At 39.1% G+C, this 22,268-nt stretch carries 22 protein-coding genes; 14 read left to right on the forward strand and 8 right to left on the reverse strand.

The features are described 5' to 3' along the window. The 4 genes from KIH23_RS13865 to KIH23_RS11545 form a co-directional block, all read right to left on the reverse strand. Complete coding sequence (locus tag KIH23_RS13865) at positions 1-1,860, reverse strand: glycosyltransferase (protein ID WP_317197039.1); 1,860 nt, start codon at positions 1,858-1,860, stop codon at positions 1-3. Beyond that, entirely contained in the window at positions 1,857-3,737 is a 1,881-nt protein-coding gene (locus KIH23_RS11535; protein ID WP_213213644.1) for an LTA synthase family protein, read from the reverse strand. The genes KIH23_RS13865 and KIH23_RS11535 overlap by 4 nt, the downstream gene beginning before the upstream one ends. A gap of 18 nt (positions 3,738-3,755) precedes the next feature. Continuing rightward, positions 3,756-4,571: a 2,3,4,5-tetrahydropyridine-2,6-dicarboxylate N-succinyltransferase gene (locus KIH23_RS11540; RefSeq protein ID WP_213213645.1), complete on the reverse strand. Its 816-nt coding sequence runs from the start codon at positions 4,569-4,571 to the stop codon at positions 3,756-3,758. Positions 4,572-4,647: 76 nt separating this feature from the next. Next, positions 4,648-5,034, reverse strand: a complete 387-nt coding sequence (locus KIH23_RS11545) for a hypothetical protein (RefSeq protein WP_213213646.1) — start codon at positions 5,032-5,034, stop codon at positions 4,648-4,650. Positions 5,035-5,195: 161 nt separating this feature from the next. On the opposite strand from KIH23_RS11545, the gene ruvX reads away from it, so the two are divergent. The 4 genes from ruvX to mazG all read left to right on the forward strand — a co-directional run bounded on the left by ruvX (position 5,196) and on the right by mazG (position 7,660). Next, a complete protein-coding gene (gene ruvX / locus KIH23_RS11550; protein WP_213213647.1) occupies positions 5,196-5,612 on the forward strand; it encodes a Holliday junction resolvase RuvX in 417 nt (138 codons plus the stop codon). 93 nt (positions 5,613-5,705) lie between these two features. After that, positions 5,706-6,293, forward strand: a complete 588-nt coding sequence (def, locus tag KIH23_RS11555; RefSeq protein ID WP_213213648.1) for a peptide deformylase — start codon at positions 5,706-5,708, stop codon at positions 6,291-6,293. A gap of 35 nt (positions 6,294-6,328) precedes the next feature. Then, positions 6,329-6,811 carry a DUF5606 domain-containing protein gene (locus KIH23_RS11560; protein ID WP_213213649.1) on the forward strand — a complete coding sequence of 161 codons (483 nt, stop codon included), beginning with the start codon at positions 6,329-6,331 and terminating at the stop codon, positions 6,809-6,811. 75 nt (positions 6,812-6,886) lie between these two features. Then, entirely contained in the window at positions 6,887-7,660 is a 774-nt protein-coding gene (gene mazG, locus KIH23_RS11565) for a nucleoside triphosphate pyrophosphohydrolase (protein ID WP_213213650.1), read from the forward strand. On the opposite strand, the gene KIH23_RS11570 is transcribed toward mazG, so the two are convergent. Next, on the reverse strand, positions 7,661-8,341 hold the full coding sequence (locus KIH23_RS11570) for a Crp/Fnr family transcriptional regulator (protein ID WP_213213651.1): 681 nt from the start codon (positions 8,339-8,341) through the stop codon (positions 7,661-7,663). It lies immediately after the preceding gene. A 107-nt stretch (positions 8,342-8,448) separates the two neighbouring features. Here KIH23_RS11570 and KIH23_RS11575 point away from each other — a divergent pair, with 107 nt between their 5' ends. The 9 genes from KIH23_RS11575 (at position 8,449) to KIH23_RS11615 (ending at position 17,278) form a co-directional block, all read left to right on the forward strand. Beyond that, positions 8,449-10,827, forward strand: a complete 2,379-nt coding sequence (locus tag KIH23_RS11575) for a heavy metal translocating P-type ATPase (protein WP_213213652.1) — start codon at positions 8,449-8,451, stop codon at positions 10,825-10,827. 67 nt (positions 10,828-10,894) lie between these two features. After that, positions 10,895-11,083 (forward strand): cbb3-type cytochrome oxidase assembly protein CcoS, encoded by a 189-nt coding sequence (gene ccoS, locus KIH23_RS11580; RefSeq protein ID WP_213213653.1) that lies wholly within the window; start codon positions 10,895-10,897, stop codon positions 11,081-11,083. Positions 11,084-11,085: 2 nt separating this feature from the next. Further along, positions 11,086-13,272, forward strand: coding sequence for a cytochrome-c oxidase, cbb3-type subunit I (gene ccoN, locus KIH23_RS11585; RefSeq protein ID WP_213213654.1), 2,187 nt, complete (start codon positions 11,086-11,088; stop codon positions 13,270-13,272). Positions 13,273-13,279: 7 nt separating this feature from the next. After that, the gene (locus KIH23_RS11590) at positions 13,280-13,453 is read left to right on the forward strand and encodes a CcoQ/FixQ family Cbb3-type cytochrome c oxidase assembly chaperone (protein ID WP_213213655.1); all 174 of its coding nucleotides are present in this window, start codon (positions 13,280-13,282) and stop codon (positions 13,451-13,453) included. A gap of 12 nt (positions 13,454-13,465) precedes the next feature. Further along, a complete protein-coding gene (locus tag KIH23_RS11595) occupies positions 13,466-14,407 on the forward strand; it encodes a cbb3-type cytochrome c oxidase N-terminal domain-containing protein (RefSeq protein ID WP_213213656.1) in 942 nt (313 codons plus the stop codon). A gap of 5 nt (positions 14,408-14,412) precedes the next feature. Continuing rightward, on the forward strand, positions 14,413-15,831 hold the full coding sequence (gene ccoG, locus KIH23_RS11600) for a cytochrome c oxidase accessory protein CcoG (protein ID WP_213213657.1): 1,419 nt from the start codon (positions 14,413-14,415) through the stop codon (positions 15,829-15,831). A gap of 16 nt (positions 15,832-15,847) precedes the next feature. Continuing rightward, positions 15,848-16,324 (forward strand): FixH family protein, encoded by a 477-nt coding sequence (locus tag KIH23_RS11605; RefSeq protein WP_213213658.1) that lies wholly within the window; start codon positions 15,848-15,850, stop codon positions 16,322-16,324. A gap of 6 nt (positions 16,325-16,330) precedes the next feature. Then, on the forward strand, positions 16,331-17,032 hold the full coding sequence (locus KIH23_RS11610; protein WP_213213659.1) for a sulfite exporter TauE/SafE family protein: 702 nt from the start codon (positions 16,331-16,333) through the stop codon (positions 17,030-17,032). Positions 17,033-17,044: 12 nt separating this feature from the next. Continuing rightward, a complete protein-coding gene (locus KIH23_RS11615) occupies positions 17,045-17,278 on the forward strand; it encodes a YdcH family protein (RefSeq protein WP_213213660.1) in 234 nt (77 codons plus the stop codon). Positions 17,279-17,330: 52 nt separating this feature from the next. Here KIH23_RS11615 and hemN read toward each other — a convergent pair whose 3' ends face one another. Together hemN and KIH23_RS11625 are read right to left on the reverse strand one after the other, a co-directional pair. Beyond that, entirely contained in the window at positions 17,331-18,695 is a 1,365-nt protein-coding gene (gene hemN, locus KIH23_RS11620) for an oxygen-independent coproporphyrinogen III oxidase (protein ID WP_213213661.1), read from the reverse strand. A 92-nt stretch (positions 18,696-18,787) separates the two neighbouring features. Then, positions 18,788-20,932: a DUF349 domain-containing protein gene (locus KIH23_RS11625; RefSeq protein WP_249684901.1), complete on the reverse strand. Its 2,145-nt coding sequence runs from the start codon at positions 20,930-20,932 to the stop codon at positions 18,788-18,790. A 209-nt stretch (positions 20,933-21,141) separates the two neighbouring features. On the opposite strand from KIH23_RS11625, the gene KIH23_RS11630 reads away from it, so the two are divergent. Further along, positions 21,142-21,531: a hypothetical protein gene (locus KIH23_RS11630; protein ID WP_213213662.1), complete on the forward strand. Its 390-nt coding sequence runs from the start codon at positions 21,142-21,144 to the stop codon at positions 21,529-21,531. Position 21,532: 1 nt separating this feature from the next. Here the strand turns inward: KIH23_RS11630 and KIH23_RS11635 are convergent, their stop codons facing one another. Next, positions 21,533-22,267, reverse strand: a complete 735-nt coding sequence (locus tag KIH23_RS11635; RefSeq protein ID WP_213213663.1) for a shikimate dehydrogenase family protein — start codon at positions 22,265-22,267, stop codon at positions 21,533-21,535. Position 22,268: the final 1 nt, after the last annotated feature.

The raw sequence follows: 22,268 nt of genomic DNA on the forward strand, positions 1-22,268 counted from the left end.
CTATTTTTTTGACCTCATTTTTTTAAGTTCACGATATCTGACAGCCACACTCAGTGCGTTGAGATAACAAATAATGATTCCCTTTTGGCCATCTAAAAAGCCCAATCGAACCAAATATTGATATAGGAATTTGTACGCCGGATGCAGATAAAAATGAAAGAAGTTGGGCTGGACACCTTTGGCCATTTCTTCTTTGGCTTTGAGCTTTCCGTAGTTGACCATTTTGTCTTTATATGACTCGTAATCAGTATAAGAATAATGGATGAGTTTATGTTTGAGTTTGCCAATACTGCCTACTACTTTAAGCTTTTCATGCACCAAACGCTCGGTTACATAGCGCGCTTTATCTTTTTGAAACAATCGGAATATCTTGTCGGTTTGCCATCCGCTAAAATGTAAATGCTCATCTTTAAAATAAAAGATTCTATAAAACAAATAAGCACTGCATGCATCAGGTTTCTGTACTGTTTCAATTACTTCTTCTCGCAATTTATCAGTAAAACGCTCATCAGCATCAATAAATAAGATCCACGGATTTTGGGCACATTCAATCGCAAAATTTCGTTGTGAACTATAATCGACAAACTTATTTTGAATGAGTTTTGCTTTCGGAAATTCTTGTACCAATGCAACGGTTTTGTCGGTACTAAATGAATCGATGACAATGATTTCGTCGGCAAAATCAATATCTTCTAAAACCGCTTTGATGTGTTTTTCCTCATTAAAAGTGATGATCAGCGCGCTCAAAGGCAATTTAATTGGTGTAATGGTCAAGGCATTTTCAGCAGCTTGAGCCACTAAATTATCTTTTAGAAAGCCATCAAATTGACCCAAAAACAATTCGGGCTTGAATTGCTGATAAAGTTCAGGCGTATTGGTTTTGAGTTCTTTTTCAGAATATTGACGAATGAGATCGGGTTTAAAATCATTCAAATGAACGGATATTTGTCGGGAGCCGTCTTCAAAAGTGGCCCAGATTTTCTTTTCAATCCAGGGCGAGAAAATAATGAATGAAGATTTTCCGAGTGATTTGGCTATATTGATCGCGCCACCATCGTTGCCCACAATTAAATTGCATTGGTTCATGAGCGCAATAAAACTGCGTAAATCAGGACCTAATAAATCAAAATAAATCTTGGATTTTGTTTGCTCAGAGCACAAATCATAGACTTTTTTGGCTTGATCTATCTGCTTCGGAAAGTAGTTAAAAAGCAAATTCACCTCAAATTGCTCCCCGATATAGTTGACGATTTGCGCCATGTATTCTAATGGATATGTTTTTGAGGGCTCGCTTCCAATAAGGCTAATCATGACGGTTTTTCGGTGGGCGTTGACACCGTGCTCAGCCATTAATTTCTGGGCTAGCTTGTTTTCGTCTTCGGTGACAAACAACTTCGGAAGCGGATCTATTTCTATATCTAAATCAAGCGGTTTAAGCAATGACAATCGGCGTTCAATGGCCAAACCTAAATTGGTTTTTGGATAAGCCGTAAAAGGTAAATTATCGGTGTATAAAAAACTTCTTCCGGGTTTTTTATAGGATATTTTTCGTTTGGCACCGCTCAAAAACACAAACAACCAACTCTCAAGTTTTGAATAGGCATCAATCACCAAATCATATTGTTCTCTGCGAATTTGCCAAGCTAGTTTGAGAAAAGCTAAGTTGTTTTTTCGGTGCTTCTTTTTAAAGAGAATAATACGGTCAATGTTTGGATTTCCTTCTAAAACAGGCGTGGTTGATTCATACACCAAATAATCAATGCGCGCCTGAGGATAAGCTTTTTTGAGATTGTTACAGATAATGCTACTCACGAGCACATCGCCAATCATTTTTTGTTGTATGACCAGTATTTTTTTCAAGGCTTTTTGTGGTTGACGGTTAGCTCGTTGCGGCTCACACGCTCATTAAAGGATTGTATATAGGCTTTGATAAAACGCTCCATTTGCAATTTTAGTTTGGGCTCGTGTTGCAATAAATTGTTTTGAAACAAGGAATCTTTTTTAAAATTGTACAAACCCAATGATTTGTTTCCGTCAAAGGCCAAATAATAATCACCGCTGATGTAATTGTAAACATTATCAACGTACGATACCACAAAGTCTTTTTGCGAACGATACGATTTTCCGTAAGTCACAATCGTGTCACTAATATTCAGCTCATCTAATAAACTCGGGAGAATGTCAATTTGTTGGAAATTCTTTTCATTGACGCCTTGAAAATGAGGATTCGAAGGGTCAATCATCAAAATAGGAATTCTGAATTTGCCTACATTGTTGGTGTATTTTCCTTTTCCAGACGATGAAGTATGATCGGCTGTGAGCACAAACAAAGTATTCTTGTACCAATCTTGTTTTTGCGCTTTTTTAAAGAACAGTCGCAATGCATAATCTGTATAGGCCACACTTTCGTGGATTTCGGCCGTTCCTTTGGGAAATTTTCCTTTGTATCGCTCAGGAATGGTATAAGGAATATGAGATGATATGGTAAAAATTGAAGTAAAAAACGGTCTTTTAAACGTGCCGATTTTATCACAGAAAAACTGCAGAAATTCTTCGTCATAAATACCCCAAGAACCATCAAAAGCTCCGTCTTTAGGATATTGATCTTTGCCGAAATAGGCATCAAATCCGGCTACACGACAGTATTGATCAAAGTTTTGACTGCCGTTAAAAGCACCGTGAAAAAAGCTGGTTGAATAACCATTTTTCTTGAGAATCTTGGGCAAACCATACACTTCATTAAGCGCATAAGCCGATGAAATCAGCGGTGAATTCATCAAACTCGGAACACTTGACATTGTGGACGGAACTGCATCAATAGAAACTTTTCCGTTGGCAAACGCATTTTTAAAATAATACGATTTTGTGATGAGCGAATCTAAAAAAGGCGTTTGCCCAATGTGGATGTTCTCATCGCCAAAACTCTCCAATATAATAATGACCACGTTTTTGCGGGTCAGATTTCCGTTGGTCGGATGATGCAAAACCGGATTAAAAATTTTGTCGAGTTCTTCTGATGTGTAGTATTTTGGGTCGGTCAAGGTTTCTTTGCTGCCCAAAGTTTTCAAAATACTGTAGGGTGTATTGAGTACAACTGCGGTATTTCCTATAGAAGTGTAGTTAACGGCATCTACAATCCGAATAGGTTTTGAGTTGATTCCGCCGCGCGCCATCAAAAAGCAAATACCTAAACCAGTGATCATTAAGGCCGTTTGTTTGACGATGATAGATGGTTTATACGCTGTTTTTTCATCGGTGAACGGAGCCTCGCCGAGCAATTTCCAAAGCACAATGGCAAAAATAATGAAGCCCAAAGGCAGATACCAATAATTCATTAAAAACATTGGGATTAATCCACCAATTTCATGTTCCATTCCTTTGGCGGTAATCAGCCCGAATGAGCTGCGTCTACCGGTAAATTTAAAATACTCAAAGTCAACAAAATTAGTTGCCAAGAAAATCAAATTGACTGTAAAAAAGGCAATCTTCAATCCTTTTTGATAACCCTTTCTATACTGAAATGAGCCCGGAAGTAAATGCAACAGAACAAACAGCAAATTTGTAAAGCCAATCGCTGATAAATCAAAAACGGCTCCACCTAAAAAACTGTTGGCATCTATGTCAGGAAAAAAACTTTTATTGAAGGCGATGAAAACAATTCGGCACAACTGATAAGCGCAAAAAATCACGAAGATTCTCCGGCTCAGCAATTTCACTAAACGATAATATTGATTCATCCGATTGTAATGGGTCGTTTATACGGCTACGTCGTATTCGCGCAAAGCGTTATTGAGTGAGGTTTTTAAATCGGTCGATGGTTTTCGTTTGCCTATAATGAGTGCACACGGAACTTGGTATTCACCGGCAGCAAATTTTTTGGTATAACTGCCCGGAATGACCACTGACCTGGCCGGAACAACTCCTTTCATTTCTATCGGAGTATCACCGGTTACATCAATAATTTTAGTGGATGCAGTCAAACAAACATTCGCGCCCAATACAGCTTCGGTTTCAACGCGAACGCCTTCAACGACAATGCAACGCGAACCAATAAAAGCGTGATCTTCAATAATCACCGGAGCAGCTTGTAAAGGTTCTAATACACCGCCAATACCGACGCCACCACTCAAGTGAACGTTTTTGCCAATTTGTGCGCAGCTACCTACAGTTGCCCAGGTATCTACCATGGTTCCTTCATCTACATAAGCGCCAATATTGACATAACTCGGCATTAGAATCACTCCTTTTGAGATATAAGCTCCGTGACGTGCCACTGCATGTGGAACTACACGTATACCTTTTTCGGAATAGCCTCGTTTGAGTGGAATTTTATCGTGGTATTCAAAGATGCCTACTTCATGCGTTTCCATTTTTTGAATCGGAAAATACATCACCACTGCTTTTTTGACCCATTCGTTGATTTGCCAACCATGAGCTGTAGGTTCAGCCACGCGCAAAGCTCCTGAATCAAGTAATTCAATCACTTCTCTGATGGCTGTGGTGGTTGTGGTATGTTGTAATAAATCGCGGTTGTCCCAGGCTGATTCAATTATTTGACGCAATGCTTCCATGAATTAAGATTTTGCACAAATATAGCCTCAATTTTTAAAAATGAATAACCAAAAAATAAAATCTGGTGATTTTTAATTACTCAGAATCTGCTAGAGTAGAAGTTGTGGCAGCATGTTGAAAATTAATCAAAAACCTTTTGGTTTTGGCGTACAAATACATCTTGATGTTGTCAAATAACATCACGGTAATTGGATTTGATTTTTCGTCTTTGCACAAATAAATGATTCCTTTGTCGGGTAAATCAGTTTTAGAAATCACGGTTAAGTGATAAGGCTGATCAGCTTGAAGTTTGATTTCGCTGTCTGTAAATTCTGCGCGCTGCGGAGCAATGGTTTGTATGTTTCCCCATTGTTGAACTTCATTTCTCGACTGTATCTGATTGTAAGTAAATACTTTACATTGAGCTAAACTACTCAGCGAAAATAATAACAAATACAGGGGCAAAAGTTGCTTAAGCTTCATTTAAAATGATTTGGTAGCGCAATTAACTCAAAATTTTGTTTAACAACGCCGCAAATAAAAACAATATTTTAACAACTGTCAACATTTTTTTGTTGATAACTTAAAAAAAGTGTTTATAATCATTTTTCAACTAACTATCTTTGAAACCATAAATTAACATTATGTCTAGAATTTTAGCCATTGATTACGGACAAAAAAGAACAGGATTGGCCGTAACTGACCCTTTACAAATCATAGCATCAGGGTTGACAACCGTGGCTACAACAGAGCTGATGCCTTTTCTAGAAAAATATGTTCGTCAAGAAAACATATCTAAGGTTTTGATTGGTGAACCCAAACAAATGAATGGGCTTCCGTCGCAAAGTGCAGCAATTATTGAAGCTTTTGTTATTGTTTTTTCACAAAAATTCCCAGAAATAAAAGTTGTTCGCGTTGACGAGCGTTTTACCTCAAAGCTGGCTTTTCAAACCATGATTGATAGTGGTTTATCTAAAAAACAAAGACAAAATAAAGCTTTGGTCGATGAAATTTCGGCTACCATTATGTTGCAAGATTATCTTTCGCGCAAAATGATTTAAGCTTTGATTAAAATATTACTAATTCTTGTCTGCAAAAAGCCTCATGTGTAATTTTTGATTATTTTTGCCACACTTTTTTAGTGATTAAAACAGATGATATTATCAATTGTAGGATATGGTGACCCGGTTTTGCGCAAAGTTTGCGAACCGATTTCTGCCGATTATCCCCAACTTAATGAAACCATTGCCAGTATGTACGAAACCATGTACAACGCTTATGGTGTAGGTTTGGCCGCTCCGCAAGTAGGCTTACCTATTCGTTTGTTTGTGGTTGATACGGCTCCTTTTGGTGAAGACGACGATTTGTCAACCGATGAGCAAAAACAGCTCAAAAATTTCAAACGAACTTTTATCAATGCAAAGATTTTAACAGAAGAAGGAGAGTTGTGGGGTTTTAATGAAGGTTGTTTAAGTATTCCTGAAGTGCGCGAAGATGTTTACCGACATGAACGCATTACTATTGAGTATGATGATGAAAATTTCAACCGAAAAACCGAAGTTTTTGATGGATTAATTGCACGAGTTATTCAGCACGAGTACGATCATATTGAGGGAATTTTGTTTACTGATTTGATTTCTACGCTCAAAAAACAACTCATCAAGAAGAAGCTTCAAAACATTATGGAAGGCAAAACCCGTCCTGACTACAAAATGAAGTTTGCCGCTAAAAAAGGCCGATAATTATGATTAACCTAATAAAGAAATAAATACCCAAAATGAATTTAGAAAGAATACTCGCCATTTCAGGAATGCCCGGCATTTACTCATTGAAATTGCAAACACGTACCGGTTTTTTGGCCGAATCACTTATTGACGGAAAAAAAGTAACCGTTGGTTTAAGAAGTAATGTGAGTTTGTTGTCTGAGATTTCAATGTATACTCATGATGGTGAAAAACCATTGGCCGAGGTAATGCGTGCTATTGCTGTTAAAGAAAACGAAGGCCCGGCTATTTCACACAAAGAAGACAACGCCAAATTGGCTGCTTACTTTTTGAGCGTAGTACCTGATTATGATGCCGATCGCGTTTATCCATCAGACATCAAAAAAGTGCTCAATTGGTACAATATTTTACAATCAAAAGGATTGGTTTCTAAAGAAGAGTCAACCGCTGAAAAACAAGCTGAAATTGAGGCGATTGTTGAAGAAAAAGTGGTCGAAGCCAAAGCAGCTAAAAAAACAAAATCTAAAAAAGAATAGTTTTTCAAACATAAATGAATCCCGCTGACGAGTATTTGTTAGCGGGATTTTTTATTTTTACACAAATCACATCTAATGAATTCCAGAGCCCAGCAACTACAAGCTTTTGACCGATTGTTGAATATTATGGATGATTTGCGTGCGCAATGTCCGTGGGATAAAAAACAAACTTTGGAATCTTTGCGTCATTTGACCATTGAAGAAACCTACGAACTCGGCGATGCTATTCTGAACAACAATCTGAGTGAAGTCAAAAAAGAACTTGGTGATTTGCTTTTGCATATTGTATTTTATGCCAAAATCGGGAGCGAAACCCAAGATTTTGACATCGCCGATGTTTGCAATGAAATTTGTGAGAAACTCATTCATCGCCATCCGCATATATATGGTGATGTTCAAGTAAAAGACGAAGAAGAAGTCAAGCAAAACTGGGAAAAACTCAAACTCAAAGAAGGCAAAAAATCAGTATTAGAAGGCGTTCCGCAAGGTTTACCGGCGCTGGTTAAAGCCAGTCGGATTCAAGACAAAGCCAAAGGTGTAGGTTTTGATTGGGAAGAACCGTATCAGGTTTGGGATAAAGTTCAAGAAGAACTCAGCGAATTACAGGCCGAAGTGGCCGACGGAAATCAAGAGCGCATGGAAGCCGAGTTTGGCGATGTTATGTTCTCGATGATTAACTACGCTCGTTTTTTAAACATCAACCCTGAAGATGCTTTAGAACGCACCAATAAAAAATTCATCAAGCGTTTTCAATATTTAGAATCAAAAGCTGAAGAGCTAGGCAAGCCTTTGTCAGAAATGACTTTGGCCGAAATGGATGTGTTTTGGAACCAAGCCAAGAAACTGTAATTATTCTGAAGCTCGTTTGAGTCCGTTGCGGTCAAGCAGTGTTATTTTTTTTCCGCTGATTTCAATGAGCTTACTTTTGTTGAATTCTGATAACAATCTGATACAACTTTCGGTAGCCGTGCCAATCATTCCGGCTAATTCTTCGCGTGAAACATGTAATCTGAGTGAACCATCTTCATTTTTACCAAAGGTGGTTTCAAGGTATAAAAGCGTTTCAGCCAATCTTTCTTTTACATTTTTTTGCGCCATCGAAACCATATGATCATCGGCTTCTTTGAGATCGCCGCAGATGGTGCGCATGACATTCATTGAGAATTGATTGTTTTGATTGAAGAACTGCAAAACTTCACTTTTCGGAATAAAGCAAACTTCCATGTCTTCCATAGCCACTGCAGATAAGTTGGCGGGTTCATCGCTAATCATCGAACGTTGCCCTAACAATTCACCTGATTTAACCAATTTAACAATTTGGTCTTTTCCGTTGGCGCTAAGTTTGGTGAGCTTGCAAACGCCATCTTTAACGCAATAAATTCCGTTGACGTTTTCACCTTCTTCAAAAATAGGTTCCCCTTTTTTTATCGTGTACGAAGTTTTGCAATTAGACATTTTGATGAGTTCATCCTTTGTAAGCGCTTTGAGCGAGCTGAATTCCCGCACAATACATTGTTCACATTTACTCATGTTGTTCGTGATTAGCTGAAGGGCAAATTTACAGATTAATATGATAAAAATCATATTTTATTTTTGGCAATCGACGGTACTTTGCTTCAGGTAAAATTGAGCAAATTATGGACACCAACCAATGTTTTCACTGTGGGTTGGATGTGGTCGAATCAGACACAATTCATTTTGACAGCAAGACTTTTTGTTGCGCAGGATGCAAAACCGTGTATGAGATTTTCAGTTCAAACGGCATGGACTGTTACTACGATTTTCAACAATCGCCCGGCGCCACACCCCAAGAAATAAAAGGCAAATACGACTTTTTAGACAACCCCGAAATCGCCGAAAAACTTCTTGAATTCAACGAAGCTGAAACCGCTATAGTATCGTTGTATATTCCGCATATTCACTGTAGTTCGTGTATTTGGGTGCTTGAAAATCTGCAACGGCTACAAGCTGGCATCACCCAATCACAAGTGAATTTTCCGCAAAAGAAGGTACGCATCACTTACAAACCCAATTTGGTTTCACTCAAAGAAATGGTCTTACTTCTGAGTTCTATTGGTTACGAACCTTATATTAGTTTAGAACAATACGAATCAGGCCAACACAAAGTTGATCGAAGTTTGACCTATAAATTAGGAGTCGCTTTTTTCTGCTTCGGAAACATCATGCTTTTGTCATTTCCGGAGTACTTTGAAGTCAGCGAATTCTGGCTCGACCAGTACAAAGGCTTTTTTAGATGGCTCATTTTTGCTTTGGCCTTACCGAGCTTTTTGTATTCGGCCAGCGGATATTACCAAGCAGCCTACAAAAGTATACGCGCAGGATTGCTCAACATTGAAATCCCGATTGCGCTGGGCATCATCGTCATGTTTGTGCGCAGTACCTTTGATATGGTTATGAACTACGGCCCGGGCTTTTTTGACAGCATGACCGGACTGGTTTTTTTCATGTTGCTCGGTAAAACTTTCCAGACCAAAACCTATAGCTTTTTGAGTTTTGAACGCGATTTTAAATCGTATTTTCCGATTGCTGTTTCGCGTATTCGTGCAGATCACGAAGAAAACGTGGCTGTTTATGATATTGTTAAAGGCGATCGTTTGCTGATTCGCAACCAAGAGCTTATTCCGGTAGATGGAATCCTCATTTCGGCCACCGCTGAAATCGATTACAGTTTTGTGAGCGGTGAGGCCAATCCTGTGGTAAAACATTCCGGCGATAAGGTTTATGCCGGCGGCAAGCAAATGGGGCAGGTGATTGAGATGGAAGTTTTGCACAGCGTTTCTCAGAGTTATCTCACTCAGCTTTGGAGCAATGATGTCTTTCAGAAAAAAGTCGCGCAAAAGCACAAAAGCATTACCGATACGGTCAGTCGTTATTTTACGCCGGCTTTGCTGCTTATTTCAATCATTGGTTTTGGCATTTGGATTCCGAGTAATACCAATACTGCTTTTAATGTTTTTACAGCGGTACTCATTGTGGCTTGTCCGTGTGCACTTGCGCTAACTGCTCCGTTTACTTTGGGCAATATGTTGCGCATTTTGGGCAATCAAAAATTCTATCTTAAAAATGCTACGGTCATTGAGCAATTGGCCCAAGCCGATACGATTGTTTTTGACAAAACCGGAACCATTACGACCAATGCCGGAGCGGCGATTACCTATCAAGGAGCAACACTTACAGAAGCACAAACTTTGGCACTGAAAAATGTATTGCGCGCTTCGAACCATCCGCTGAGTCGCATGTTGTATAACCATTTGCCAACAGCTGCGCGCATGAGTGTTGGTTTGTTTGAGGAAATTCCCGGACAAGGAATCATGGCTTCGGTACAAGGCGAGGTGTTCAAAATCGGTTCTGCTTCGTTTACAGAATGTATGACAGCTAACGAACTACATCAAACTGCGGTTCACATCCAAATCAACCATACATATAAAGGTAAGTTTGTTTTTAACAACCAATATCGTCAGGGTTTAAGCGAACTGTTTGTTAAACTCCATCAAAAATATACGCTCAAAGTTTTATCGGGCGACAACGAAGGCGAACGCGAAGTTCTAGAAAAAATCTTGCCTGCCGGAACCGAACTTGTTTTTAACCAGACGCCCGAACAAAAACTCGAATTTGTCAAAAACTTGCAAAGTCAAGGCGCAAAAGTCATGATGGTAGGCGATGGGCTCAACGATGCCGGAGCTCTGGCTCAGAGTAACGTGGGTATTGCTATTGCTGAAAACGTCAATGTGTTCTCACCGGCTTGTGATGCTATTCTCGATGCAAGCCAGTTTGAAAAACTGTGGTATTTTATGAAATTATCACACGGATCGATGCGCACCATCATCATGAGTTTTGGTCTGTCTTTATTATACAATGTAGTTGGTTTGTCATTTGCCTTGACGGGCCATCTACAACCACTGGTAGCGGCCATTATTATGCCGCTGAGCACCATTACCATCGTGAGTTTTGTAACGATGATGACCAATTTTTATGCGCGATTTACGCGAAAATAACCCCGCATGATAAAAGTCATGTTTTAAGACCATAGTCAGAAGTAATTTTGAAAAGACAATTTTAGGTATGAGTGTCATTTATTTATTAATCTCCATCAGTATCGCAGTAGCCATAGGCTTTTTCATCGCTTTTGTGCGTGCGGTAAAAACCGGGCAGTATGACGACGACTATACACCGTCAGTCAGAATGCTCTTTGAAGACGAACTTCTCACAGATAAACCAAAAACAATAAAAACAGACGAAAAATCAATGTAATTATGGAAGTGCAACAATTTTATTACGACAACAAAATCGTCAAAAAGTTCCTCTATGCGACAATACTTTTTGGCGTGGTCGGCATGTTGGTCGGACTCATTCTGGCCGTTATGTTTCTGTTCCCGAACATTACCGACGGAATTCCGTGGTTGAGTTTTGGAAGACTCCGACCTTTACACACCAACGCGATTATTTTCGCATTTGTAGGAAACTCGATGTTTGCCGGGATTTACTACTCGCTACAGCGTTTGCTCAAAGCGCGTATGTTTAGCGACTTTTTGAGCAATGTACATTTCTGGGGCTGGCAATTAATCATTGCGGCTGCAGCCATTACACTTCCGCTCGGAATTACTACTTCAAAAGAATACGCAGAACTTGAATGGCCTATAGATATTGCCATTGCACTGGTGTGGGTGGTTTTTGGAATCAATATGATCGGAACCATTCTCAAAAGACGCGAGCGCCACTTATATGTAGCGATTTGGTTTTACATCGCGACTTTTGTTACCGTTGCGGTGTTGCATATCTTCAACAGTTTAGAGTTGCCGGTAAGCGCTTTAAAAAGTTACTCTGCGTATGCCGGAGTACAAGACGCACTCGTGCAATGGTGGTACGGTCACAATGCTGTGGCGTTTTTCTTGACCACTCCGTTTTTAGGATTGATGTATTACTTCGTACCTAAAGCGGCCAATCGTCCGGTATATTCTTATCGATTATCAATTGTTCACTTTTGGTCATTAATATTTATCTATATCTGGGCCGGACCACACCACTTGTTGTATTCAGCTTTGCCTAATTGGGCGCAAAACCTTGGGGTTGTTTTCTCAGTGATGCTTATTGCTCCGTCTTGGGGTGGTATGATCAACGGATTGCTCACCTTGCGTGGCGTTTGGGATAAAGTGCGCGAAGAACCGATTTTGAAATTCTTTGTTGTGGCGATCACCGGTTATGGTATGGCCACTTTTGAAGGCCCGATGTTGTCACTCAAAAACATCAACGCTATTGCACACTATACCGATTGGATTATTGCCCACGTACACGTTGGTGCTTTGGCATGGAACGGATTCATGGCTTTTGGTATGATTTATTGGTTGATTCCGCGTATGACCAAAGGTTCATTGTACTCACATAAATTGGCCAATTTCCATTTCTGGATTGGAACTTTAGGAATCATTCTTTATACTTTACCGATGTATGTAGCCGGGTTTACACAAGCCTCGATGTGGAAACAATTCAATCCTGACGGAACCCTTGTGTACGGTAACTTCCTTGAAACTGTAAAAGAAATCATCCCAATGTATGCCATGCGTGCTGTGGGTGGAACCATGTATTTAATCGGAATGTTCGTATTGGTATACAACATCATTATGACCGTTCGCGCCAACCAAAAAGTTGAAGACGAATTGGCACAAGCGCCGGCTTTACAACCTTTAAGCAACCAACGTCTCAAAGGAGAACACTGGCATGCTTGGCTCGAGAGACGCCCGATTAAACTCACCATTTTTGCTTTGGTAGCGATTTTAATTGGAGGTATTATTCAGATTATTCCAACCATTATGGTTAAATCAAATATCCCAACCATTGCAGCTGTCAAGCCATATACACCGCTTGAACTTGAAGGTCGAGACTTATACATCCGCGAAGGTTGTGTGGGTTGTCACTCACAAAACGTTCGTCCGTTCAGAAGTGAAGTAAAACGCTACGGACCACAATCAAAAGCCGGAGAGTTTGTATATGATCACCCATTTTTGTGGGGTTCTAAACGTACCGGACCAGATTTATTGCGTTTAGGCGGAAAATACAATGATAACTGGCATTTCAATCATATGTGGGATCCTCAAAGTACATCTTCTGGTTCTATTATGCCTGCTTATAAATGGTTGTTTGACAACAAAGCTTTGGATATTTCAAGCATTGAAGATAAAATGCACGTGATGCAAAAACTCGGAGTTCCGTATACAGATGCTCAAGTTGCCGGGGCTAAAGCGGCCATCAAAGAACAATCTATGAAAATTGAAGCCAGCTTGCACAGTGACCCTGACTTTGTAAAAAGCTACGAAGAAAGCAAGAAAAAAGCAGCGGCTCGAGGCGAGGCTTTTGTGCCGATGCACGAGCGTGAAATTGTAGCTTTGATTGCTTATTTGCAACGCTTAGGAACCGATACTAAAGTAAAAGACAACGCTAAATAATATAGTCATGTTCGAACAAATTAAACACAACATGGAAACAATAACCGGAGTGGCAATTTATCCGATTATTTCCTTATCAATATTCTTCTTATTCTTTGTCGGACTAGGCGTTTGGGTCTTCTCGTACAAGAAAGAAAAAATCAACGAATTGCGTCAGATTCCGCTCAATGATAACCTTTAAATCTGAACCATCATGAGAAAATTAATTCCCGTATATATCCGTATTCCGGTCATCTTTTTTAGTGTGATGCTCGCTTTAGAATATTTTATTGATTCTGGCGACCGACCGGCTTTTGTTAAGTTCCCGATGGTATCGGTGTTCTTATTTGTCTTCTTATTCTTGCTTATTTCAATTGAAATTACTTTGATGGCCGTTGATCGTGTCATGTATCAGTTGTTGAGTGATGAACAGAAAAAAGTGGTAGATGATGCTGCTCATTTGAGCCTTACCGATAGTGAATGGTTCAAGAAATTGATGAAAATGCTCACCAAGTCTAAACCAATCGAAAGCGAGGCTGACGTAATGCTTGATCACGATTACGACGGTATTAAAGAGCTAGATAACAGTTTACCGCCTTGGTGGTTGTATTTGTTCTACATCACAATCATTTTTGGTTGTGTTTATTTGGTACGTTACCATTTTATGGGAGCCGATGACCAAGAAACCGAGCTTCGTAAAGAAATGGCTCAAGCCAAAATTGATGTGGAAGAGTATATGAAAACTGCTCCTGATTTGATGGATGAAAAAACGGTGACTTTGCTTACTGATCCGGCTGAACTTGCTAAAGGAAAAGCCATTTTTCAAACCAATTGTGTGGCTTGTCACCGAGCTGATGGCGGAGGGCAAATTGGTCCGAACCTAACTGATGAGAATTGGATTTTGGGCGGTGGAATTAAAAACGTATTCCACACCATCACCAATGGCGGACGCGACGGTAAAGGGATGATTGCATGGAAAGAAACCTTAAAACCTACCGAAATTCAACATGTAGCCAGTTACATTTTATCGCTCAAAGGAACAAAACCAAAAGACGGAAAAGCCCCTGAAGGCGAAGTTTGGGTTGATCCGGATGTTGCCAAAGCTGCTCCTGAGGCTGCAACTACAAAAACCGACAGTACTGCTGTTAAAAAATAAATACTATGTCACAGATTCCCGATGAAGCGTTTAGAGATTCAATTGCCACCATTGACGATGCGGGCAAACGAAAATATATCTATCCTAAAAAACCATCCGGAAAATGGTATAACTACCGCAAATGGGTCAGCTATTTTTTGCTGACCCTGTTGGTAGTCAATCCGTTTATCAAAGTCAACGGAAACCAATTCATGATGTTCAATGTGCTCGAGCGCAGATTTAATATTTTTGGATTTCCGTTTTGGCCACAAGATTTTTATTTGTTCGTTCTTTTTATGATTGTCGGTGTGGTCTTCGTGATCTTGTTTACCGTGATTTTCGGTCGTATTTTTTGCGGATGGATTTGTCCGCAGACCATATTTCTGGAAATGGTTTTCAGACGCATCGAATACTGGATTGAAGGCGATCGCGGTGCGCAAATCAAACTCAGTAAACAAGCTTGGGATGCCGAAAAAATCCGCAAAAAACTCACCAAGTGGTTTTTGTTTGCTGTGATTTCATTTGCTATTGCCAATGTGTTTTTGGCTTATTTAATTAGTAGTGATGAACTCTTGCTGATGATTGAAGATGGCCCTACAGCTCATCTCAGTACACTGATTGCCTTACTGATTTTTACTGCGGTTTTTTACTTTGTATTTACTTGGTTCCGCGAGCAAGTGTGTATCATAGCTTGTCCTTATGGTCGTTTGCAAGGCGTATTACTCGACAACAAATCCATTAATGTGACCTATGATTCTGTGCGTGGTGAGAAAGAACTTGGTCGCGCCAAATTCAATAAAAATGAAGATCGCGCCCTAACTGGTAAAGGCGATTGTATTGATTGTCATCAATGTGTGAATGTTTGTCCTACCGGAATTGACATCCGCAACGGAACACAGTTAGAATGTGTGAATTGTACGGCTTGTATTGACGAATGCAATACCATCATGGAAGGTGTTGGTTTGCCTAAAGGTTTGATTCGATATGCTTCAGAAGATGAAATCGAAAAAGGTGCCAAGTTCAAGTTTACTACCCGTATGAAAGGTTATACCGCTGTACTGACTATTTTGCTTGGCGTGCTCATTGGTTTGCTGTTTTTGCGTACCGAAGTTGAGGCTACGATTCTCAGATTGCCTGGGCAATTGTATCAGCATAAAGGCGAAAACATCAGCAACATATTTACATTTAAGATCATCAATAAAACCAACAATGATTTTAAAGACATTCACTTTAAACTCATCAATGTAAAAGGTAAAATTACCGTAGTGGGTAAAGATCATTTGAACATTAAACGTCAAGAAATGGTTGAAGGAACTCTATTTGTTGAAATCAACCAATATTTACTTGAACACGATAAAACTCCAATTAAAATTGAAGTATACGACGGTAATAAGAAAATAGAAACTGCCAAAACTAATTTCTTAAGCCCAAGGACTTTTGACTAATCAAAAAAACAATCATATGGCAACCGATATCCAACTCAAAACAAAATTTTCACTCAACTGGGGGCATTATATAGTCATGGCCTTTGTGCTTTTTATGATTTTTATTGGCTCATTTGTTTACAGAGTGCAATCTAACCCGAAATATGATAATGAACTCGTTGTTGATGATTATTACAAACACGATGTTCATTTTAGCGATGAATTGGATCAGTATCAAAATACCGAAAAATTGGCGCATAAACCTCAAATCAGCACATCAGCTGAGGGTATTTTGCTGACTTTTCCGTCTGATATCGACTCCCAAAAAGTACAAGGAAAAGTGTCCTTTTACAGGCCGTCTGACAAAAAATTGGATTTCGAATGGCCGTTTTCGAAAACCAGTCCAACTTTGCTCATACCTAAATCAAAATTGGCAGGCGGCCTCTGGGACATTACCGTTTCATGGCAATACGAGGAGCAATCTTTTTTAATGAAACAAACTCTTTATTATTAATTCAAAATGTTTATCACCGCCTTAGTTTTTGGTTTGATTAGCAGTCTGCATTGTATCGGCATGTGTGGTCCTATTGCCTTGATGTTGCCACTAGATCACCACAATCCCACGCGTAAAGCATTGCAAATCATGACCTATCATTTGGGTAGAATGACTTCTTATGCTACGCTTGGTTTTATCTTTGGTTCTTTGGGTCAAGGATTATATTTGGCGGGTATTCAACAAGAGTTATCCATTGTTGCCGGGATAGCGATTCTTATTTTGGTCGTGATTCCCGAAGGCGTTCTGGCCCGATACAGTTTCTCCCAACCTTTGTATCGGGCTGTGGGCGCTATAAAAGCCCGACTTGGATTGCAGCTTAGAAAAAAGGGCTTTGATGCTATTTATTTATTGGGTTTGTTTAACGGCTTTTTGCCTTGCGGATTGGTTTATGCTGCTTTGTTCGGAGCTGTAACGGTTCAAAATCCATTAGGAGGCGCTTTGTACATGGCCGTTTTTGGTTTAGGAACTGCACCGCTCATGAGCGCTTTGGTATATGTTCAGACTTTTTTTACCGTACCCATCCGCAATAAAGTGCGAAAGTTTATTCCTTGGGCTACTGTGGTTATTGCTATTTTATTCATCTTGCGCGGATTAGGATTGGGAATCCCATATGTATCACCATCATCAATCAGCCTATTTGTACAATCATCTTCTAATTGTCACTAAAAAACAATCATTATGGAAAAACATGATCTATTACACGAATTCCCTGAATATCAAGAAAAGATTCACAAACTTAAAACGGGTAATGCTCATTTTAGAAAAACATTTGACGAATATCACGAAGTGGAGCATAAAATTCATAGAATCAACACCGGAAATGAGCTTGCTACCGATGATGAAGTTAAAGAGCTCAAAGCGCACTTACTATTCTTGAAAGACGATTTATATCAGCAAATCAAAACGAATTAAAAAAAAGCACACTTTTTTACAGTGTGCTTTTTTTATTAAAAAGGAGTAGTTTTTATACGGTCATTGAGAATAATTGAGTTTCCGGTGCTTGCCGCTTAAGTCTGAGGTCAAAAGCCATACAAATATTGCGAACAAAAGGTTTTCCGGCTTCGGTTACAATCATTTTTGAGCCTTCAACTATTACTAAACCATCGTGTATCATTTCAGATAGTTGTACCAATATATCGGGAATATCTTGAGCTATTTCGGGTTGGTTGTGCCAAGAAGTTTCAAATTGACACATCAAGTTAAGAATGTGTTTTCGGATAATTAAATCTTCTTTAGACAAAATATGTCCACGCATCACCGGAAGTTTATTCCATTCTAAAAGTTGGTAATAATCTTCAAGAGTTTTTTCATTTTGTGCAAATCCATACCAACTATCACCAATTGATGAAACGCCCAAACCAATCATCAGCTGGGTTTTTGATGAACTATAACCCATAAAATTTCTGTGCAGCAAACCATTTTGCATGGCCAGATACAAACTGTCGGTTTTGAGTGCAAAGTGATCCATACCGATTTCATGATACCCAAATTCTGAAAGCAGCATTTTGCCTGTTTCGTATAACTGACGTTTGTAATCATCTTTAGGCACATCTTGGTCTTTAAATCCGCGTTGTCCTGTTCCTTTAATCCAAGGCACGTGTGCATAACTGTAAAAAGCCAATCGGTCGGGTCTGAGCGCGTTGGTTTTTTCAATGGTATCAATCACATCTTCTATTGTTTGGAATGGCAATCCAAAAATCAAATCGTGACCAATAGAAGTATAGCCAATTTCTTTAGCCCAAAAAGTTACTTTAGCCACATTGTGAAATGATTGTACACGGTGAATAGCTTGTTGTACCGTTTCTGAATAATCTTGAACGCCATAACTCACACGACGAAAGCCTAAATCATACAATTTTTGTAAATGCGCTCGTGTGGTATTATTCGGATGTCCTTCAAAACTAAAAACATAGTCAGAGGCCAAACGCGCATGGCTGAGTATTCCGTTGATGAGATCTTCGAGGTTTTGGGTGGAAAAAAAGGTTGGGGTTCCGCCTCCTAAGTGGATTTCTTTGATGAGCGGCTTTTCGCCCATGAGTTGGGTATATAAATGCCATTCTTTTAAAACAGCTTCAATATATGGATGTTCCACTGCGTGGTTTTTGGTAATGCGTTTGTTACAGCCGCAAAACGTACACATGCTTTCGCAAAACGGCAGGTGAATGTATAAACTGATTCCCTGATTGGCGTTGCTCTCGGCAAATGATTTTTTCATCGATGTGACCCAAAGATCATAACTAAAACCGGATTCATCCCAATACGGAACCGTTGGATAACTCGTGTATCGCGGGCCGGGTACATTATATTTTTGAATCAGTGAACTTTTCATACCTATTGAATTTACTCCAAAAGTAACTATGCGTTCAGCAATTAAAAATGATAATTGTCATGTAAAAAAAAAGCCCCAAAATGGGGCTTGCTTTATTCAGATTTTAATTGACGTAATTGTTTGAGTTTTTCTTTCCAAACGTCTAGACTTTCTCTGTGTTTGGCTATATTCTTGCGAACTTCTACAACAATTGGATTTTCTTTTTTGTCATTTTTGCTGTTGAAGAACTGGATATTGTTTTCAAGTTGAAAAATTTCATTTTGCAATTCTTCAATTTTTCGGGTGATGAATACTTTTTCGCTTTCTAATTTGCGGCCATCATCGTTAATACTTTCAACACGACTGGCAAATCTGGCCATGTCAGTTTCTTTTTTACTAGCGCTTAATTTTTCAAATAAGGCATCTAGAATTTTATTAAACTTACCTTCAACATGACGACGCGCAGGTGGAACTTTTCCGATGCTCTTCCAGTTTTCAATATGGGCTTTGATCGCATCGAGATCATTTTTATGATGACCGGTCATTTCAAATGAACGCAAAGTTTCAAGATAAGCTTTTTTCTTTTCAAAAGCTTCGACTTCTTCAGCACTGGCACTGTTTCGGTTTTCTTTGGCTCTTTCAAAGAAATGGTTGCAAGCCGCTCTAAATTCGGTCCAAAGCTGATCAGAATATTTGCGCGGCACATGACCTATGGTTTTCCATTCTTCTTGAATTTGCTTTAAAATTTGAGCGGTTGCCTCAAAATCATTGCTGTCTTGAAGTTCTTGTGCTCTGGCCACCAAAGCTTGTTTCAAACTCATATTGTGGTTTTGGTCTTTCTTGATGTCTTTGTAAAAACCATTTTTGAGCACATTGAAGTTTCTAACGGCGTTTTTAAATTTAGCCCAAGTTTCTTCACTCACTTCTGCCGGAACTTTTCCGGTGGCAAAGAAATTATTTCTCAAAGCCTCTACTTGGGTTACCAAAGCACTCCATCCAGAATGGCTGTTGGCTTTTTGTTCAGCCAATGCTTCAATTTGAGCGATGATTTCATTTTTGCTTTTGAGATTGTCTTCTTCGGCTGCACGGAATCGACCAAACCATGCTTCGCGTTTTTCGTGCATTTGTTTGGTGAGTTCGCTGAATTTGGTCCAAAGTTCCTCGCGGTGTTCGCGTGATACCGGGCCAATTTCTTCTTTCCAAATGCGATGTAAATCTTGCAATTCTCTAAATGCAAGCATGATGTCATCTAGATGTAAAAGTTCTTCTACACGAGTGATAATTTTTTGCTTTTGCTCTAAGTTGTGTTTGAAGTCAAAATCACGAGCCTCACGATCTAAATGCAGATAATCGTAAAAGTTTTCTAAGTGAAAATGATAATTATTCCAAACAATGTTGTATTTGTCTTTCGGAATTGGTCCGCAGTTTTTCCATCGTTCGCGCAAATCATTAAAATGCTTGAGCGTGTCTTTAATATTTTCTTGCGGGTTGATGAGATGTTTGAGTTCTTCAACAATAGCCATTCGCGCATCTAAATTGGCTTTCAAACCAGATTCTAAGCTCTTGAAATGCTTGTTGATGCGATCGCGATAACTTGAGTAAAGTTCATCAAATTTGCTTTTGAGCGGAAAATGATATTTAAAATCTTCAGTAGTGTCTGGATTTTGCGCGTAGTATTCTTCGCGTTTTTCGTCTAAGAAATGATAGTATTTGGCTAAGAATGATTTTTTGAGTTCTTCAACGTGGTTGCGCACCGACATCACTTTATCAGTGGCTGTCAACTGTTCTAATTCAGAGATGAGTTGCTCCATGGGCATGCTTTCATAATCAAGCATCGGAACTTCTTCTCGAATAGTTGCATCTTCACTTTCAGCAGCCGTTACATCAGCAATGGCACTCATCACATCATCGGTTTCTGGCGCAATTTCTGGTTGTGATGGCTCTACTTCCGTAACGGTTTGAACTTCTTCAATGACAGTTTCTGCTTCAGGTTCCGTCACAATTTCTTCTGATATTTCAGCTTCTTGAGCAGGAATTTCAGTTTCTGATGTAGCTGCTTCAGGCATTTCAACTTCTTCGGCTGATGTTTCTTCAACAACTTCAACAATGGCTTCTGATTCAGATACTACTTCTGTGATATCTGTAGAAACTTCAGGCGTTTCATTTTCAGTAATTTGTGGGTTGTTTTGCGTAGATTCTGTGTTTCCATCTGCCGTAGATTCAGGTGTTGGCAGGTTATCATTCTTTTCTTCTAACATTCGAAAAATGTTTTAGGTTGGTTATTTACTTAGACTTTTGGTTGGCGAAAGATAGTAAAGCAACGTTAATTAACAAAGAAAATAAGGTTTTTATCGAGGAGTAAACAAAAATTCTGTTTAAATGAATTTTTTATTTGTTAAATCATAAAAAAATAGCTTTAGAATTTATTTAATTTGCCTCATAAAATTTAAATGATTTAGTTTTCACCATGAAAAAAATAGTTTTAGTTCTGTCCTTAGCCTTTGCTGCTACAAATTTATTTGCACAAGAAAATGCAACTGTAGCCCAGCCGCAAACAAAGGCTGAAGCAACACAAGATTCAGGATTCAAAACAACATTGGTTTTAAAAACAGATCAGCAATCGGCTTATCGTGAAATCATCAAGCGATATGCAATTATGGTTCGAGACTTGCGTAAAGGCGGATTGACCATTGAGCAAAAAGAACAAAAAATGCGCGAATATGACCTACAGCGCGATGCCGAGGTTAAATTACTTTTGACTCCGGAGCAATTCAAAGATTATTTAAACGATAAAGAAGAGCGCGCCAAACGCTCGGTTGGTTTGCAAAAAAAGCAACATCCGCTCGGAACAAAATAAGTTATTTATTCCAAATACGCCAGGCTTTTTCTGCCTGATTAATCAACATTTGCTGACCGTTTTGCGTTTGGGCTCCTTTGTTTTTGGCTTTTTTCAGAAACAAAGTCTCCTCAGGATTATAAATCAAATCAAAGGCGAGGTGTTGTTCTGAGAAATATTCATATGGTAAATCAGGGCAAGTATTTATGTTTGGGTATGTTCCCAACGGCGTACAATGAATAAAAATTTGGAAATTATCAAAAGTCGTTGCATTGATGTGCTCGTATTTGATGGTATTGACGCCATCATTTCTTGAAGCAAAAGAGTACAAAATATTTAATTCCTCAAGCGCAAAGGCAACAGCTTTTGAGGCTCCGCCGGTTCCGAGAATAAGTGCTTTTTTGTGATGCGGTTTTAGTAATGGTTTGATTGATTTTTTAAAACCAAAAGCATCTGAATTGTAACCTTTTAGTTTTCCGTTTTTAAAGCGAATAACATTGACGGCACCAATTTTTTGGGCTTTTATTGACAATTCATCTAAGTACGGAATAACAGCTTCTTTATACGGAATGGTCACGTTGAGCCCACACAAATTAGAATGCTCAGCAATAATTTTCTTGAATTCTTCTAGTTGTGCAAGGTCAAAATTCTCATAAACGCAATCTGTAGCGCCTGTTTGCGCAAATCGATCTGTAAAGTATTTTTTTGAAAATGAATAGCCAATGTTCTTGCCAATGAGTCCGTATAATTTGGTCATG

The organism is Flavobacterium sp. CYK-55 (assembly GCF_018413465.1).
Taxonomy (GTDB): domain Bacteria; phylum Bacteroidota; class Bacteroidia; order Flavobacteriales; family Flavobacteriaceae; genus Flavobacterium.